The sequence below is a fragment of the Desulfovibrio inopinatus DSM 10711 genome, from assembly GCF_000429305.1.
Taxonomy (GTDB): domain Bacteria; phylum Desulfobacterota; class Desulfovibrionia; order Desulfovibrionales; family Desulfovibrionaceae; genus Alteridesulfovibrio; species Alteridesulfovibrio inopinatus.
The window spans coordinates 60782-74394 of sequence record NZ_AUBP01000025.1; the positions used below are offsets into that span (position 1 = coordinate 60782).

Genomic DNA, 13613 nt, shown 5'->3' on the forward strand with positions numbered 1-13613 from the left:
ACAGGAATCACCCGGTGTCGGTGGTGTGCGCAATATGTCATCGAACACACCACGTTAGAAAAAAACACGCGACTTAGTTGACGCGTTCAACAATATAGGCCGCGAGCTCTCGTAAAAAGTCCGCATGCTCTCCGCGGTACGGAGAAAGGCTTTCCAAGGCGGTGGCAATACGCTCTTCGGCAAGTCGCTTGCTCTCTTCAATACCTAACAGCGCTGGATAGGTGCTCTTACCCTGGGCTTCATCGCTTCCTACAGGCTTGCCGAGGTCAGCTTCGTTGCCGACGACATCAAGAATATCATCGACAATCTGAAAGGCGATACCGATTTCCCGCCCATATTCACGTGCCCGCCGAATATCTTCCGTCGAGGCTTGGGCAAGAATGGCACCGCACACACACGGAGCCGTAATGAGTGCTCCAGTCTTTCTCGCGTGCATATCGCGCAGCTCCGGTAAGGAAACTCCTTCCCGGGCTGTGAATCCCATATCGATGGTTTGACCTCCCACCATGCCCGCGGCTCCGGCTGCTTTGGTTGCCTCAATCATTGCCTTGAGAATAGACTTACTCGGGATGAATGCCGAAGTTTTGGCCATGAGTGCAAATGCCTCGGTCAACAACGCATCCCCGGCCAAAATAGCGACAGCTTCGCCAAACATTTTATGGTTCGACGGCTTTCCGCGGCGCAGGTCATCGTCATCCATTGCCGGTAGATCATCATGGATCAGCGAATAGGTATGAATAAATTCAAAAGCGCAGGCAAAAGAACGGATATCAATACTAGCCGCACCGTGCATCATGGCGAAGCTCAAGCATAGTACCGGACGCAGGCGTTTTCCACCGGCCTTGAGGCTATACTCCATGGCTTCAAGCAACTGCGGTGGAATACCCTTGTCTTGTAAAGCAGTTCCAAAAAACTCCTCCACAGTTGCAGCGCGAAGGCGCAGTTTTTCCTTAATCGTCACGGTCATCCCCCTCACCGTATACGGGTATTTCGGTCTCGTCTTCTTCATCGGGTGTTTGCCCCGATACATCTTCAACGGTCGCTTGCTCAATTTCCAGGCGTGCCACGTCCAGCCGTTGACGGCATGATGCAGCAAGTGAAACTCCTTGCTTGTACAGGGTGACGCCTTTCTCCAAGGGCAACTCTCCAGACTCAAGCTGTTCCACGATGGCCTTGAGCTTGGCCAATTGTTTTTCAAAATTTATATTTTTCATTCGTTGGAGTCCTGTTCGACCGAGGTCACGCGCGCCTCCATCCCTCCGTCGGCAAGACGGATCGAAAGAGACTCACCCATATCGACCTGTTTGACGCTGCGTACGAGTTTTCCACTGTCGAGCTTACGCACAAGACCATATCCCCGCGTCAACGGTTCCAAAGGATCAAGGCCAGCCAAGCGGATTTCAAGCCGTTCCAGTTCCATCTGTTTTTCGTCAAACCATCGACGCGCGCAAAACGTAAGCTGTTTTGCCAGGGCATCGACTTCAGTACGTTTGGCAATAACCGAAGACATCCCGAAAGCCTGATGAAGTCGATTTTCCAAATTTTCCACAGCTCTTGTCTTGGACGTCGTCAATTCTCGACCGATACGGCGTAAACGGTCCAAGAAAACATCCAGGCGCTCTTCAATGCGTTCCAAACGCTGCCCCGGTGAAAGCCATCGAAGTCGCTGCTCGGCTTCCGATAACCGTGTCTCTTTGCCGGCAAGCCACATTCGAGCAGCTTTTGCCAAAGCGGCTTCGGATTCATCAACCTGCTGCATAAGCTGGTCCCGATCCACCCACAGCAGTTGTGCCGCATGGCTTGGGGTCGCGGCACGTACGTCGGCGACCAAATCTGCAATGGTCACATCGACTTCATGGCCAACTCCAGTCATTACCGGAATGGGACTTTCAAAAATTGCGGTTGCAACCTCAATGGTATTGAAGGCCCACAAATCTTCAATGGAACCGCCACCGCGAACAAGAACCGCCGCTTGCGCCCAACCGTCACGACCGGCAGCGCGCAATGCTTTGGCAATTTGGGCAGGCGCCGCGTCACCTTGGACCAACGTCGGATAGAGCCGAAGCTGACATCCGAATCCTCTGTTCTCTCCGACACGCAGGAAATCTTGTAAAGCAGCCGCGGTTGGTGCGGTGATCACCGCCAGGCGTGTAGGGTGAACAGGCATGGGACGTTTGCGTTCCAGCGCGAAATAGCCTTTTGATGAAAGTTCCTGCTTGAGTGCTTCGAATTCGAGATAAAGCCGCCCCGCTCCCATGTCTTCGACCAACTCGGCCACAAGCTGATAAACGCCGCGCGGTGCATAGACCGTCAACCGTCCGGCACACAGCACTTCCATCCCATTTTGCAGCCAGGATGCTTGAACGTCGATGGGTTGGACTTCGCCGGTGAGCGGATCAATCCGTTCACCGCCAACGGTACCGGCCAGTCTGGTATTTTTGAACCAGACAACACCGAGTGCAGCCAGTTCGTCTTTGAGCGTAAAATACAGATGCCCGGAACCGGGCCGGGACAGGTTGGAAACCTGTCCCCGCACAAAAACAAATGGAAACTGCGCTTCGACCACATCTTTGATCGCTGTGGTGAGTTCGCCGACACCGAAGATATGGGGCATGTGCCCTACCGTGTCTCCCAACCGGAACGAATCTGATCGCGCCAAGCCGTAAATGCCGCGACAAAATCGTCCAAGCTTAGTTCGGTTTTCTCACCCGTCCGCCGATCTTTGGCTTCGATAACGCCCTTCGCCAATCCCTTGCCGCCCAAAACAAGCTGCAAAGGATATCCGACAAGGTCAGCGTCTTTGAACTTGACGCCGGGGCGTTCATCGCGGTCATCCACAATACAATCGGCTCCCGTCGACTCGATCAGATCGGACAATTCGTATGCTTTTTCACGGGCAGCTTCGTCTTTGGGAGACAACAGGAGCAACGCGACTTCAAACGGTGCAATTGGAGGGGGAAAATAGATACCGTTTTCATCAAAGTTCTGCTCAATAGCCGCGGCAATGACACGCGATACGCCAATACCGTAACAGCCCATAATCATAAACTGTTCTTTGCCATTTTCATCAAGGAACGTTGCATTCATGGCCTTGGAATACTTGAGTCCCAACTTGAAAACATGTCCGACTTCGATCCCTTTGGTCAGTTCCAGCGATTGCCCACATTTCGGGCAGGGATCGCTTTCCGTGATATTCCGCAAATCAGCGTAGACATCAACAGATGCATCGCGGTTCAGGTCAAGATTGCGAATATGCGCGTCTGCCGCATTGGCTCCGGCAATCCAGCTATTATTTTGGCGCAACTCCACATCAGCAATAACTTTCTTTACCTTAAGGCCAACAGGACCGGCAAAACCAACAGGAGCCCCGGTCCAGGCTTTTACCTGTTCGGGATCAGCCAACGTGACGTTTTGTGCATCAAGAGCATTTTTCAACTTGACGTCATTGAGTTCACGGTCTCCGCGAACCAATGCTGCCACGGGCTCACCGTCGACATCGAACAACAAAGTCTTGAGAATGGCCTTGGGCTCCACCTTCAGGAAGGTTGCAACTTCGTCGACAGTGTGGGCACCAGGCGTGTTGACTGTCTCACATTCCGGGCAAGCTGGTATATCTCCGACTTCGGGGTAGGCAACCACAGCTTTTTCAAGGTTGGCAGCATAATCACAGGAAGAACAGACCGCGATTGTGTCTTCACCTGTTTCAGCCAGCACCATGAACTCATGGGAGAAACTCCCGCCGATGGAACCGGAATCGGCTTCGACTGGACGAAAACGCAAACCGAGTCGGCTAAAGATGCGAACGTAGGCGTCATACATGCCTTGATAGCTCGTATTGGCGCCCTCTTCGTCTTTGTCAAAGGAATAGCCGTCTTTCATTAAAAATTCACGGCCACGCATAAGACCGAACCGGGGACGAATTTCGTCACGAAATTTATTTTGGATCTGGTAGAGATTGACCGGCAACTGGCGATACGAGCGAACTTCTCCCCGAACAAGATCAGTGATGACTTCTTCATGGGTGGGGCCAAGGCAATAGTCGCGGTCATGACGATCCGTAAAGCGCAACAGCTCTTTGCCGTAGTCATCCCAACGGCCACTCTCGCGCCACAAATCGGCCGGTTGCACGGACGGCATAAGCAATTCCTGGGCTCCGGCGCGGTTCATTTCCTGACGGACAATGTCGGCGACTTTGGAGAGGACACGTAGTCCCATGGGCAAATAGATGTAAATGCCGGAGGTGAGTTTGCGGATCATGCCCGCACGCAGCATGAGTTTGTGGCTTACGACCTCGGCTTCAGCCGGATCTTCCTTGAGCGTGGGCAAATAAAAGGCGCTTAGCCGCATGGGTTTGTGTTCTCCTTGGTTCTCTCGTTTAAAAATTGATCCAGTTCTTTCATGAATTCGGTTAACAGGGCGTCACGGCCCTTCACCTTTCTCTTGATTTCGCCCTTGCGAAAAATCAGTCCGCAGTCACGGCCACCGGCAACGCCTATATCAGCCTCCCGAGCTTCCCCCGGGCCGTTGACGACACATCCCATAACCGCCACTTTGAACACATCGGACACAGGACGAAGTTTTTCTTCAACAGCATCGGCTAAACCGGCAAGATCGATTTCCGTGCGCCCGCACGTTGGGCAAGAAATAATCTCAGGACCGCGAGCACGTAGTCCTAAAGCACGCAAAATTTCCCACGCAACGGGCATTTCCGCCACAGGGTCGCCGGTCAGGGACACACGCAATGTATCGCCGACCCCTTCATAGAGAAGAATCCCCAATCCTACCCCGGACTTAACCGCTCCGCGCTGAGGCGTGCCGGCTTCCGTAATGCCGATATGCAACGGATAATCAACGGTATCCGCCATAAGTTTGTAGGCGGCAACCGTTCCAAGCACCGACGACGATTTCAGAGAAATCTTTATTTGATCAAAATTACGGTCTTCAAGCAGACGTACATGTCGAAGGCCGCTTTCCACCATGGCTTCAGGCGTGGGGCCACCGTATTTCGCTAACAACGATTTTTCTACAGACCCACTGTTCACCCCGATTCGAATCGGAGCGCCATAGTCTTTTGCAGCAGCGACAACACGGTCCACAGCATCATCTCCACCGATATTCCCGGGGTTGATGCGCAATCCGTCAATACCGGCTTCAAGCGATTTGATGGCAAGCCGATGATCAAAATGAATATCCGCAATAAGCGGAACAGGAGCAACCTTACATATAGCTGGCAATGCTGCAGCCGCATCTTCATTCAACACGGCCAAACGCACGACCTCACACCCGGCATCGGCCAAGGCCTGGACTTGTGCACACGTCGCGTCAACATCTCGTGTGTCCGTATTTGTCATGCTTTGCACAACAATAGGATTGTCACCGCCAATGTGAAGTCGGCCAAGCCGTATGACGCGTGTTGGTCTCCGCAAAAGCGCCGACGATTGCTTGCTGTTTTGGGTCTGTTCGTTCATGGTGTTTCCTGTTTGCAGAAAATCGTGTATGTAGACCATTTCCTCTCACAAGCCAAGAGGACAGACTCCACTCTACCCTGAACCCGAGAGTATAATGATCTCCCGAATTCACGAAATTATTCGAACACAAGACGTCCTCGTTCTTGCCACAACAAACACGACGACACCACTGTGCTCGCTGATGGCCTATGCGTATGATACATCAATCACGCATATTTTCATGGCGACCCCACCGTCTCGCAAATGGAAAAACCTTATACACTCTTCGCCCAAGGCAAGTCTTCTCGTCGACACACGGACCACTGTCCCTCCAACAGAGAGGAATGCTATTGAAGCCGTGACGATCGAAGCGACACTTCTTGACCAAAATCCTGAACATATTCAATGGGGACGGCAAAGCCTCATGGAACGCTTTCCGGCAAATCATGAATTTCTCAACGATGAATCCACACGGGTCCTGTGTTTTCGTCTGGAATCGTATTTCTACGTAACCAACCAGCAAGACAGTGTTTTTATCGAACTTTAAAAATAAAATAAAAAATTCAAAAAAAATGCTTGACGATCATCCGATGTTTCCATAAAAGGTCTTTCTTCGATGCGCGCCCGTAGCTCAGTTGGATAGAGCGCCGGACTACGAATCCGTAGGTCGGGTGTTCGAATCGCCCCGGGCGCGCCACTCGAATACACTAAGGGGTACGAAGGTTGTGCCCTTTTTTTCTCGAAGATTTTTCTCATCCTTGCGCGCCCGTAGCTCAGTTGGATAGAGCGCCGGACTACGAATCCGTAGGTCGGGTGTTCGAATCGCCCCGGGCGCGCCATTACAATTTCAGGGTTAGACCGTACGGTCTAACCCTTTTTTGTTTTATCATTAATAAAATTCTACCTACCCACTCCATCACGTTCTTTTCTCTCACAACCACTCGTTTTTATAGATGCAATATGATATCCTCACTCGCCACGGGCTCCAGCTCCATGAGGCACCTATGAAAAAACACCACCCTACTCAGACAAATCCGTTCACTTGGGAACGCGCGGCTCCATCACAAGGAGCCGTCGGCATTCGGATTTTTGCCGACAAGCCTCTTCTGAACGCAATTGATGAGACGGCCCATAAACAAGCGGAGAATGTGGCCTCTCTTCCCGGTGTCATTGATCCCGTTGTACTTATGCCCGATGTTCACACAGGATATGGCTTTCCTATCGGGGCTGTGGCGGCGTTTGATCCCGAGCAAGGCGGGGTTGTGTCTGCTGGGGGTGTTGGGTTCGATATTGGTTGTGGCGTCCGCGCATTGGTCACCAATATGTGGGAACGTGATTTGGAGAAACAACACGCCGCATTAGCCGATGCGTTGTTTCATGCTGTACCGGCCGGGGTTGGTCGTGCTGGTGATATCCATCTCAGTTCCACAGAGCTTGATGCCATGCTTGATGGCGGTGCGGTATGGGCCGTGAACAAAGGATATGGAACTCCGGCAGACATAGACCGATGTGAAGACCGCGGCCGGATCAAGACGGCCAATCCCGATGCAGTTTCGTCCCGAGCCAAGGAACGACAGGTTGATGGTATGGGGACCCTTGGTTCCGGCAATCACTATCTCGAAGTTCAGGTTGTAGAATCCGTGTTTGATCGCGCCGCAGCTGAGTTTCATGGTATTGAACAAGGTCGTATCATTATTGCGATTCATAGCGGATCACGAGGGCTCGGCCACCAAACCGCAACCGATTACGTGGAGTCTATGCTGGTCCAAGCTGAATCATTCGGACTCGCGACGTACGCCAAAGAGTTGGCTTGTGCTCCGCTTGGCTCACCATTGGCGACATCGTATTTCGGAGCTATGGCGGCGGCCATGAATTGCGCTTTGGCCAATCGACAGATTCTCACACATAGAGTACGAACAGTACTCTCGGATATCTTCCCAGGAGCAACGGCGCGATTATTGTACGATGTGTCCCACAATACCTGCCGAGTGGAACGGCATGTACTTCAAGGAAAGGGAAAACGTGTCTATGTTCACCGAAAAGGAGCGACGCGCGCCCTTGGCCCATCACATCCTGACTTGCCGCCGTTTTTGCGAGGATTTGGTCAGCCGGTGTTAATCGGTGGAAGTATGGGGACTGCATCCTATATATTACAAGGACTCGATGGATCGGCAGACCTCTCCTATTGTTCCGCTTCGCATGGTGCCGGTCGTGTGATGAGCCGGAAACACGCCGCCAAGCAACAAAAAGGGGCTGCGCTTATAAAATCTTTGGCTGCGCAAGGTATTGAGGTACGAACATCAAGTTTGCGTGGCTTGAGTGAAGAGGCGCCACAGGCATATAAGGATATTGACTGTGTCGCAAATGTGATGGAGCACGCAGGCATTGCGGCTAAAATTCTTCGCCTCAAACCCCTTTTATGTGTCAAAGGCTAAAACGAGTGGTAATTGTCTGGAAATCTGCTATACATCTCTCTGGCGTAACGACGCGTCAAGATTTTGATTATATTGTATTATATCAGGCTGTTCATGAAGAAACATTCTCTCTCACATAAAAAACGAGTAAACGCCCTTTTCATCGAACGATCGACACCGTTTGCCCGTGATGTCATCCGCCTCGCAGCAGGACTTCAAGATCCAGTACTGGATATCACGCATGTATTGAGCGTTGATGAAGGCATACGCCGCCTGGAGACTGAGCAATTCGATCTCATCCTTGTCGGTTTTCCCTGCAAAGCATCGACAGAAAGTATTTCCCGACTCATCACCCTCATTGCCGACGCCCCGGTATTGGGGTTCGATCGCAAAGAGAACGACGACATACCGGGAAATCCTTTAGAAAACCGCGTCCAAACATCCATCCCCAAATCCAAAGTTGACAGTTTCACCTTGGGCTTATGCATTCCTCACGTCATAGAACGCCATGAACTGCGTAATTCCATAGGCAAATACGTGAAAAAACTGTTGGCTTGTGAGGATCGATATCGCAACATCATCACAAAAAACGCTGATGCCATTTTGGTTGTGGACACACGCGGTTTTATTCTTTACGCCAACGAAGCCGCCAGCGTGCTTTTAGGGCGTCCCCTCGAAGCATTGATCGGCGCGGAGTTTGGTGTTCCCGTCATTGACAGGGATTCTGCCGAAATCCAAATAGTTCTTCCCGACAATGCCGAAACGAAAAAAATCGTTGCTATGCGTGTCGGGAAAAGTGAATGGGAAAGCCAGGAAGTTTCTCTTGTGTCTTTGCGCGACATCACAGACCGCAAAGCCATGGAAACCGAATTAAGCAAAACCCAGGAGAAAGCCAGGTCAGCCGATGAAGCCAAAAACTCCTTTTTGGCGAATATCAGTCACGAAATCAGAACGCCGATGAACGGCATTCTTGGAATGACCGAACTGCTGCTTTCGACCAATTTGACGAAAAAACAAAAGGAATACCTGGAAATGGTTCGGCTCTCGGCCAGCTCTTTGCTGGAAATATTCAATGATATTATTGATTATTCCAATATTGAAGCAGGCCGCCTCCAACTTGCTCATATTTCTTTTAATTTGCACGCCTTGTTGCGTAGCTCCATATCGATCTTTGCCACCTTGGCCAGAAAAAAAGGTATCGCGACAGAATATATCATCTCTCCGGACGTCCCGGTGTACGTCACCGGAGATCCGGGACGCTTGCGTCAGGTCATTGTCAACTTAATAGGCAATGCCATCAAATTCACCGACACAGGATCTGTCCGTCTGACCGCAGCAGTATCCCCGGTAGCCAATCGAGGACAAGACGCTGCTCCAGTGAAGATTGTTTTCTCCGTCGAAGACACAGGCATTGGTATTTCCAAAGACAATGCCAAAATCATTTTTGACAGCTTCACCCAGGCAGACGGCTCATTTACTCGCAAATTTCATGGCACGGGTTTGGGACTTTCCATCTGTAAATATCTCGTGGAAATGATGAGCGGAACGATTACGGTCGACAGTGAAGTCGGGCAGGGCAGTACCTTTTCGTTTTCCGTCATGCTCAAACCAGCCCAAAGAGTGACTATGGAGATGGCAGGAATGCCTCAGAACGAAGATCTCCCATCCCTCCCCCCGCTCAATATTCTTCTTGCTGAAGATAACAAGGTAAATCAAATTTTTGCTTCTGAGCTCCTGACCAGCAAAGGACACTCCGTTTTGGCCGTGCCGAACGGTGCCGATGCGATCAAGGCCCTCGAAGAACACACCATCGACCTTGTCCTTATGGATGTTCAGATGCCTGAAATGGATGGACTTGAAGCAACACGACGCATTCGAGGCTCCACATCAAAAAACTTCGATCCGAAGATCCCTATCATCGCCATGACGGCCCATGCTCTGAAAGGAGATAGAGAAACGTTTCTTTCCGTGGGCATGAACGAATATATGTCTAAGCCCATCAGTTGGGAAAAGCTGCACAAAACCATGTTTATGGTATTGGCATCGCCCTCTAAATCCGTGCAAGACGATAGCAGGCGAGAATCCACTAGCGCATCAATCAGCACTCAGGCTGAACCCGAGACTGAAGACGCGATTCCCCTAAAAGAAGACGATGTGGTTGTTGATATGGACGGACTTGTCCAGAAAGCCCGTGGCAACATGGAATTTCTCAAAAAGATGTTCAATGCCTTTGTGCTGGACCAACCTGATAAATTCCAGGAAATGCAAGAGGCTTTTCTTGATGGAGATATGAAGCGCGTGTCTTTTCTCGCGCATGCGCTCAAAGGCGCCGCCGCAACCATGGGGGCTCCCCGTCTCAGAGATGCAGCCTACTGGCTTGAACTTTCGGCAAAATCACAGAAACATGAAGAATCCGCCGAGAACCTCAATCATATTGAACAGCGCCTTGAAAAAGTCATTGAGGTTATGAAATCCCATCTGGATTAATCAGGTCAAACACTCTTCCATCCCGAAAAAACCGGGAACCACAGTATCCCATGATTCCCGGCGTTATTCCGTATTCCACAAATATATTTGTTGAGCCGCTTGCCGTTCGTATAGAGCCTAACAAGATGAAGTTTTTGAAGATTCTCAAAAACTGTTGCATTCAGTTTCTTGAGTCGCCGAAGGTTCCTCTCCAATGTCTAAATAGGCACTCTACAGGCGACAGGCATTCTCCATCCCGTTCCAAATGCCCTATCCGTCACCTTGATACCGGGGGCAGCTTGGCGACGTTTAAATTCTGCGATTTTGACGAGATGTGTAATGCGTTCAACCGTTGCACGATCGTGTCCTGCTGCGACAATCTCTTCCACCGAAAATCGCTTTTCAACGCGCAGATGAAGAATTTCATCAAGGATATCGTATGGAGGCAGACTGTCTTGGTCGACCTGGCCCGGACGCAATTCGGCAGACGGGGCTTTATCGATGATAGACCGCGGAATGAGTTCCCCCATAGTGGCATTCACATATTCAGACACAGCATACACCATCGTTTTCGGCAAATCGGCAATAACCGCCAAGGCACCGGACATATCCCCGTAAATGGTGCAGTAGCCTACTGCTAACTCGGATTTATTCCCAGTCGTCAGGAGGACGGCCCCGTATTTATTGGATAAGGCCATCATGAGCACACCACGTATGCGCGACTGTAAGTTTTCTTCTGTCACATCAGAAGAATAGCCTTGAAATGCATCGGATAACGTGGAATCGAATTCTTCCATAAGAGGCCCAATCGGCAAGATCATGGCCGTAATACCAAGTCGCTGAACCAAGTCTTTAGAATCATCAACACTTCCTCGACTCGAATGCGGACTGGGCATGAGTGCCACGGTGACGTTTTCCGGACCAAGAGCTTTGGCTGCAACAACAGCTGTCAACGCCGAATCAATGCCACCAGATAATGCCAATACCGCTTTTTTGAATCCGCATTTTGTCGCATAGTCCCGTGTTCCCGTAACAAGCGCAGCAAACGCTTCTTCCACCGGCTTTTCAAGCAAAGGCCGTACAGAGTCCTGCCCAGGAACTGCCGTCACGGTACTCTCGACGATAAGAATGTCCTCTTCAAAGGCGGCAGCACGAATAAGGAGTTCCCCATCGTGCGACACGGCAAAGGAACGTCCGTCGAAGACGAGATCGTCATTACCGCCAGTCTGGTTGACATAGAAAACAGGCACCTTATGTCGAACAGCGCACGCCTTGATCATGGCTTCACGAGTCTCAAATTTACCCAGATTGAACGGTGAGGCCGAAAGATTGACGATCATGTCAACACCATGCTGACATAAGATGTCTACAGGGTCATTGCCGTAGCGTGTGCGATCTTTCCAGAAATCTTTATCATTCCAGATATCTTCACAAATCGTGACACCAATGCGTTTGCCGCCGAAGGTAAACGAACCCGGCGACTCTGCTGGCATAAAATAGCGCTCCTCATCAAACACATCATAGTTGGGGAGGAGCATTTTCACGAACGTATCACATACCTTGCCTCCAGAAAGCAAAGCTGCTGCATTGACAGCCGGTCGCACACCATTCGGGCTCGGTAATGCCGTACCGACAAGAACGGGAACACTGTCTTTAAGTCTGGCGGCGAGTTCTTCCAAATGCTTCTGAGCTTGCCGCAGAAATTCAGGATAGAGCAACAGATCCCGTGGAGGATACCCTGTAAGTGCCAGCTCCGAGGTCAGACAAATATCCGCACCCTGTTCCCCTGCCGATACCACGGCCTGAGCGATTTTGTCGGCATTACCGACAATATCACCGGCCGTTACATTCAGTTGAAGGATACCGATATTCATATGAGCATGTCAGCCATAGCATACAGTTTGCCAGGTTGTTGCGATGCAAGCCAGTGTGCAGCACGCAGCGCCCCCGAAGCAAAGTTGGATCTGGAATGCGCGCGATGCGTCACTTCGATGCGCTCGGCGGGTCCGAGAAAATAGACGGTGTGATCACCGACGACATCGCCACCACGAATGGCCTGCAGTCCGATTTCACCATCAGGACGTGCGCCAATAATGCCTTCTCGGCAGCATTGTTTTACATCGTCCAAATTTTCGTCACGTGCTTGAGCCAAACATTGACCAAGCTTCAATGCCGTTCCACTCGGAGAATCGACCTTTTTATTGTGATGAATCTCCATGACTTCAAGATCGTATTGCGGTCCGAGCTTTTTGACGAGTTGCGGCAATATATCGAGCAAGACGCTAATACCGATGCTCATATTCGGCGCCATGAACACGGGGATGGATTTGGCAGCTTCTTCCACATGGGCGACTTGTTCAGCCGTAAGCCCCGTGGTGCCAATAACCATAGGATTGCCGTATTCCAGAGCCGCATCCAATGTCGCTAATGTCGCTTCCGGCGCCGTGAAATCAATCACGACCGCTCCCTTGGATTTGGCCAACACGTCTTTGACATCGCCAGCGCCTACACACTCATACTTCGAAAGGCCAGGGGCTGCGTTTGGCCGTTCCACGACACCGGCCAGACGGTGCTGGTCGCTTTCCTGGACCATAGAGCACAACATCGAGCCCATACGCCCGAGGGCTCCCATGATGACAACATCGCAAACTTGCATTGCCGCTCACTCCTTTGCGTACAACGTGAAGGTTGAAAATAGAAAGTACAAAATAGTATATGGGGATGGCATGTTCGGCAAGCGCGATCATAGCCAATTTGCATGCCGAAACCACAAGGGAGAAAAAAAGGAGCGTTTCGAAAACGCTCCTTTATGAAATATCCATGAAATCAGGACGCAAGTTTCCGGAACTCTTCAAAGAGTTCCGCTTTCTCTCGGGAATTGAGATGACGAGCCTGATCAATTTGCTGCATTGTTTGCTGATATCGGTCTACAATGCGTTCAAGACTTTCCATGTCGGCTTGGTGAATGATGAGGGCTGCTCGTAAACGCATTTCCTCAAGCTGCTTGGCAATATTGGCATCACGTAAGGCTTTTTCTGAAATTTCAAAAAGTTCAGCAGCTTTAATTGCCGCTTGAGCCTTGGATTTCTCTTCGTAGCTCTGAAATTTTCGTGCGATTTCAGACTTGGTGATGTTCTTCTGTCGCTTGCACTCGATCACTGCGGTGGATCTGTCGATAAGACGGTGCGTCGGACCGATGAAAAACTTGTACAACGCATAACCGATCAACCAAATGATTACTGCGCCAATGCCGAGAAAGAAAAATGCAATAACGAGAAACTGCATA

General features: G+C 50.8%; 11 protein-coding genes and 2 tRNA genes. 5 read left to right on the forward strand and 8 right to left on the reverse strand.

The features are described 5' to 3' along the window. Positions 1–73 precede the first annotated feature (73 nt). Genes G451_RS0114860 through ispG form a run of 5 tightly spaced genes read right to left on the reverse strand, consistent with a single transcriptional unit; the run spans position 74 to position 5468 of the window. Positions 74–961, reverse strand: coding sequence for a polyprenyl synthetase family protein (locus G451_RS0114860; protein WP_027184877.1), 888 nt, complete (start codon positions 959–961; stop codon positions 74–76). Then, positions 951–1214 carry an exodeoxyribonuclease VII small subunit gene (xseB, locus tag G451_RS35240; protein WP_034642422.1) on the reverse strand — a complete coding sequence of 88 codons (264 nt, stop codon included), beginning with the start codon at positions 1212–1214 and terminating at the stop codon, positions 951–953. The genes G451_RS0114860 and xseB overlap by 11 nt, the downstream gene beginning before the upstream one ends. Continuing rightward, on the reverse strand, positions 1211–2614 hold the full coding sequence (xseA, locus tag G451_RS0114870; RefSeq protein ID WP_027184878.1) for an exodeoxyribonuclease VII large subunit: 1404 nt from the start codon (positions 2612–2614) through the stop codon (positions 1211–1213). The genes xseB and xseA overlap by 4 nt, the downstream gene beginning before the upstream one ends. A gap of 5 nt (positions 2615–2619) precedes the next feature. Then, positions 2620–4347 (reverse strand): proline--tRNA ligase, encoded by a 1728-nt coding sequence (locus tag G451_RS0114875; protein ID WP_027184879.1) that lies wholly within the window; start codon positions 4345–4347, stop codon positions 2620–2622. Continuing rightward, entirely contained in the window at positions 4338–5468 is a 1131-nt protein-coding gene (gene ispG / locus G451_RS0114880; RefSeq protein ID WP_051261547.1) for a flavodoxin-dependent (E)-4-hydroxy-3-methylbut-2-enyl-diphosphate synthase, read from the reverse strand. The genes G451_RS0114875 and ispG overlap by 10 nt, the downstream gene beginning before the upstream one ends. A gap of 94 nt (positions 5469–5562) precedes the next feature. On the opposite strand from ispG, the gene G451_RS0114885 reads away from it, so the two are divergent. The 5 genes from G451_RS0114885 (at position 5563) to G451_RS0114905 (ending at position 10348) form a co-directional block, all read left to right on the forward strand. Further along, on the forward strand, positions 5563–5994 hold the full coding sequence (locus G451_RS0114885) for a pyridoxamine 5'-phosphate oxidase family protein (RefSeq protein WP_027184881.1): 432 nt from the start codon (positions 5563–5565) through the stop codon (positions 5992–5994). Positions 5995–6067: 73 nt separating this feature from the next. Then, a tRNA-Arg gene (locus G451_RS0114890) sits at positions 6068–6144 on the forward strand. A 65-nt stretch (positions 6145–6209) separates the two neighbouring features. After that, positions 6210–6286, forward strand: a tRNA-Arg gene (locus G451_RS0114895). Positions 6287–6451: 165 nt separating this feature from the next. Then, the gene (locus G451_RS0114900) at positions 6452–7882 is read left to right on the forward strand and encodes an RtcB family protein (RefSeq protein ID WP_027184882.1); all 1431 of its coding nucleotides are present in this window, start codon (positions 6452–6454) and stop codon (positions 7880–7882) included. Positions 7883–7975: 93 nt separating this feature from the next. Continuing rightward, entirely contained in the window at positions 7976–10348 is a 2373-nt protein-coding gene (locus G451_RS0114905; RefSeq protein ID WP_051261540.1) for a response regulator, read from the forward strand. 197 nt (positions 10349–10545) lie between these two features. Here the strand turns inward: G451_RS0114905 and G451_RS0114910 are convergent, their stop codons facing one another. From G451_RS0114910 to G451_RS0114920, 3 genes are all read right to left on the reverse strand, one after another. Beyond that, positions 10546–12201 (reverse strand): NAD+ synthase, encoded by a 1656-nt coding sequence (locus G451_RS0114910; RefSeq protein ID WP_027184884.1) that lies wholly within the window; start codon positions 12199–12201, stop codon positions 10546–10548. Beyond that, positions 12198–12983: a 4-hydroxy-tetrahydrodipicolinate reductase gene (gene dapB, locus G451_RS0114915; protein ID WP_027184885.1), complete on the reverse strand. Its 786-nt coding sequence runs from the start codon at positions 12981–12983 to the stop codon at positions 12198–12200. Before dapB ends, G451_RS0114910 begins: the two co-directional genes overlap by 4 nt. A gap of 170 nt (positions 12984–13153) precedes the next feature. Further along, positions 13154–13612, reverse strand: coding sequence for a hypothetical protein (locus G451_RS0114920; RefSeq protein ID WP_027184886.1), 459 nt, complete (start codon positions 13610–13612; stop codon positions 13154–13156). Position 13613: the final 1 nt, after the last annotated feature.

Excerpts from the sequence above, each read along its gene's own strand:
- xseB (WP_034642422.1), bottom strand. The coding sequence starts at position 1,214 with ATGAAAAATATAAATTTTGAAAAACAATTGGCCAAGCTCAAGGCCATC.
- xseA (WP_027184878.1), bottom strand. The coding sequence starts at position 2,614 with ATGCCCCATATCTTCGGTGTCGGCGAACTCACCACAGCGATCAAAGAT.
- G451_RS0114875 (WP_027184879.1), bottom strand. The coding sequence starts at position 4,347 with ATGCGGCTAAGCGCCTTTTATTTGCCCACGCTCAAGGAAGATCCGGCT.
- ispG (WP_051261547.1), bottom strand. The coding sequence starts at position 5,468 with ATGAACGAACAGACCCAAAACAGCAAGCAATCGTCGGCGCTTTTGCGG.
- G451_RS0114885 (WP_027184881.1), top strand. The coding sequence starts at position 5,563 with ATGATCTCCCGAATTCACGAAATTATTCGAACACAAGACGTCCTCGTT.
- G451_RS0114900 (WP_027184882.1), top strand. The coding sequence starts at position 6,452 with ATGAAAAAACACCACCCTACTCAGACAAATCCGTTCACTTGGGAACGC.
- G451_RS0114905 (WP_051261540.1), top strand. The coding sequence starts at position 7,976 with ATGAAGAAACATTCTCTCTCACATAAAAAACGAGTAAACGCCCTTTTC.
- G451_RS0114910 (WP_027184884.1), bottom strand. The coding sequence starts at position 12,201 with ATGAATATCGGTATCCTTCAACTGAATGTAACGGCCGGTGATATTGTC.
- dapB (WP_027184885.1), bottom strand. The coding sequence starts at position 12,983 with ATGCAAGTTTGCGATGTTGTCATCATGGGAGCCCTCGGGCGTATGGGC.
- G451_RS0114920 (WP_027184886.1), bottom strand. The coding sequence starts at position 13,612 with ATGCAGTTTCTCGTTATTGCATTTTTCTTTCTCGGCATTGGCGCAGTA.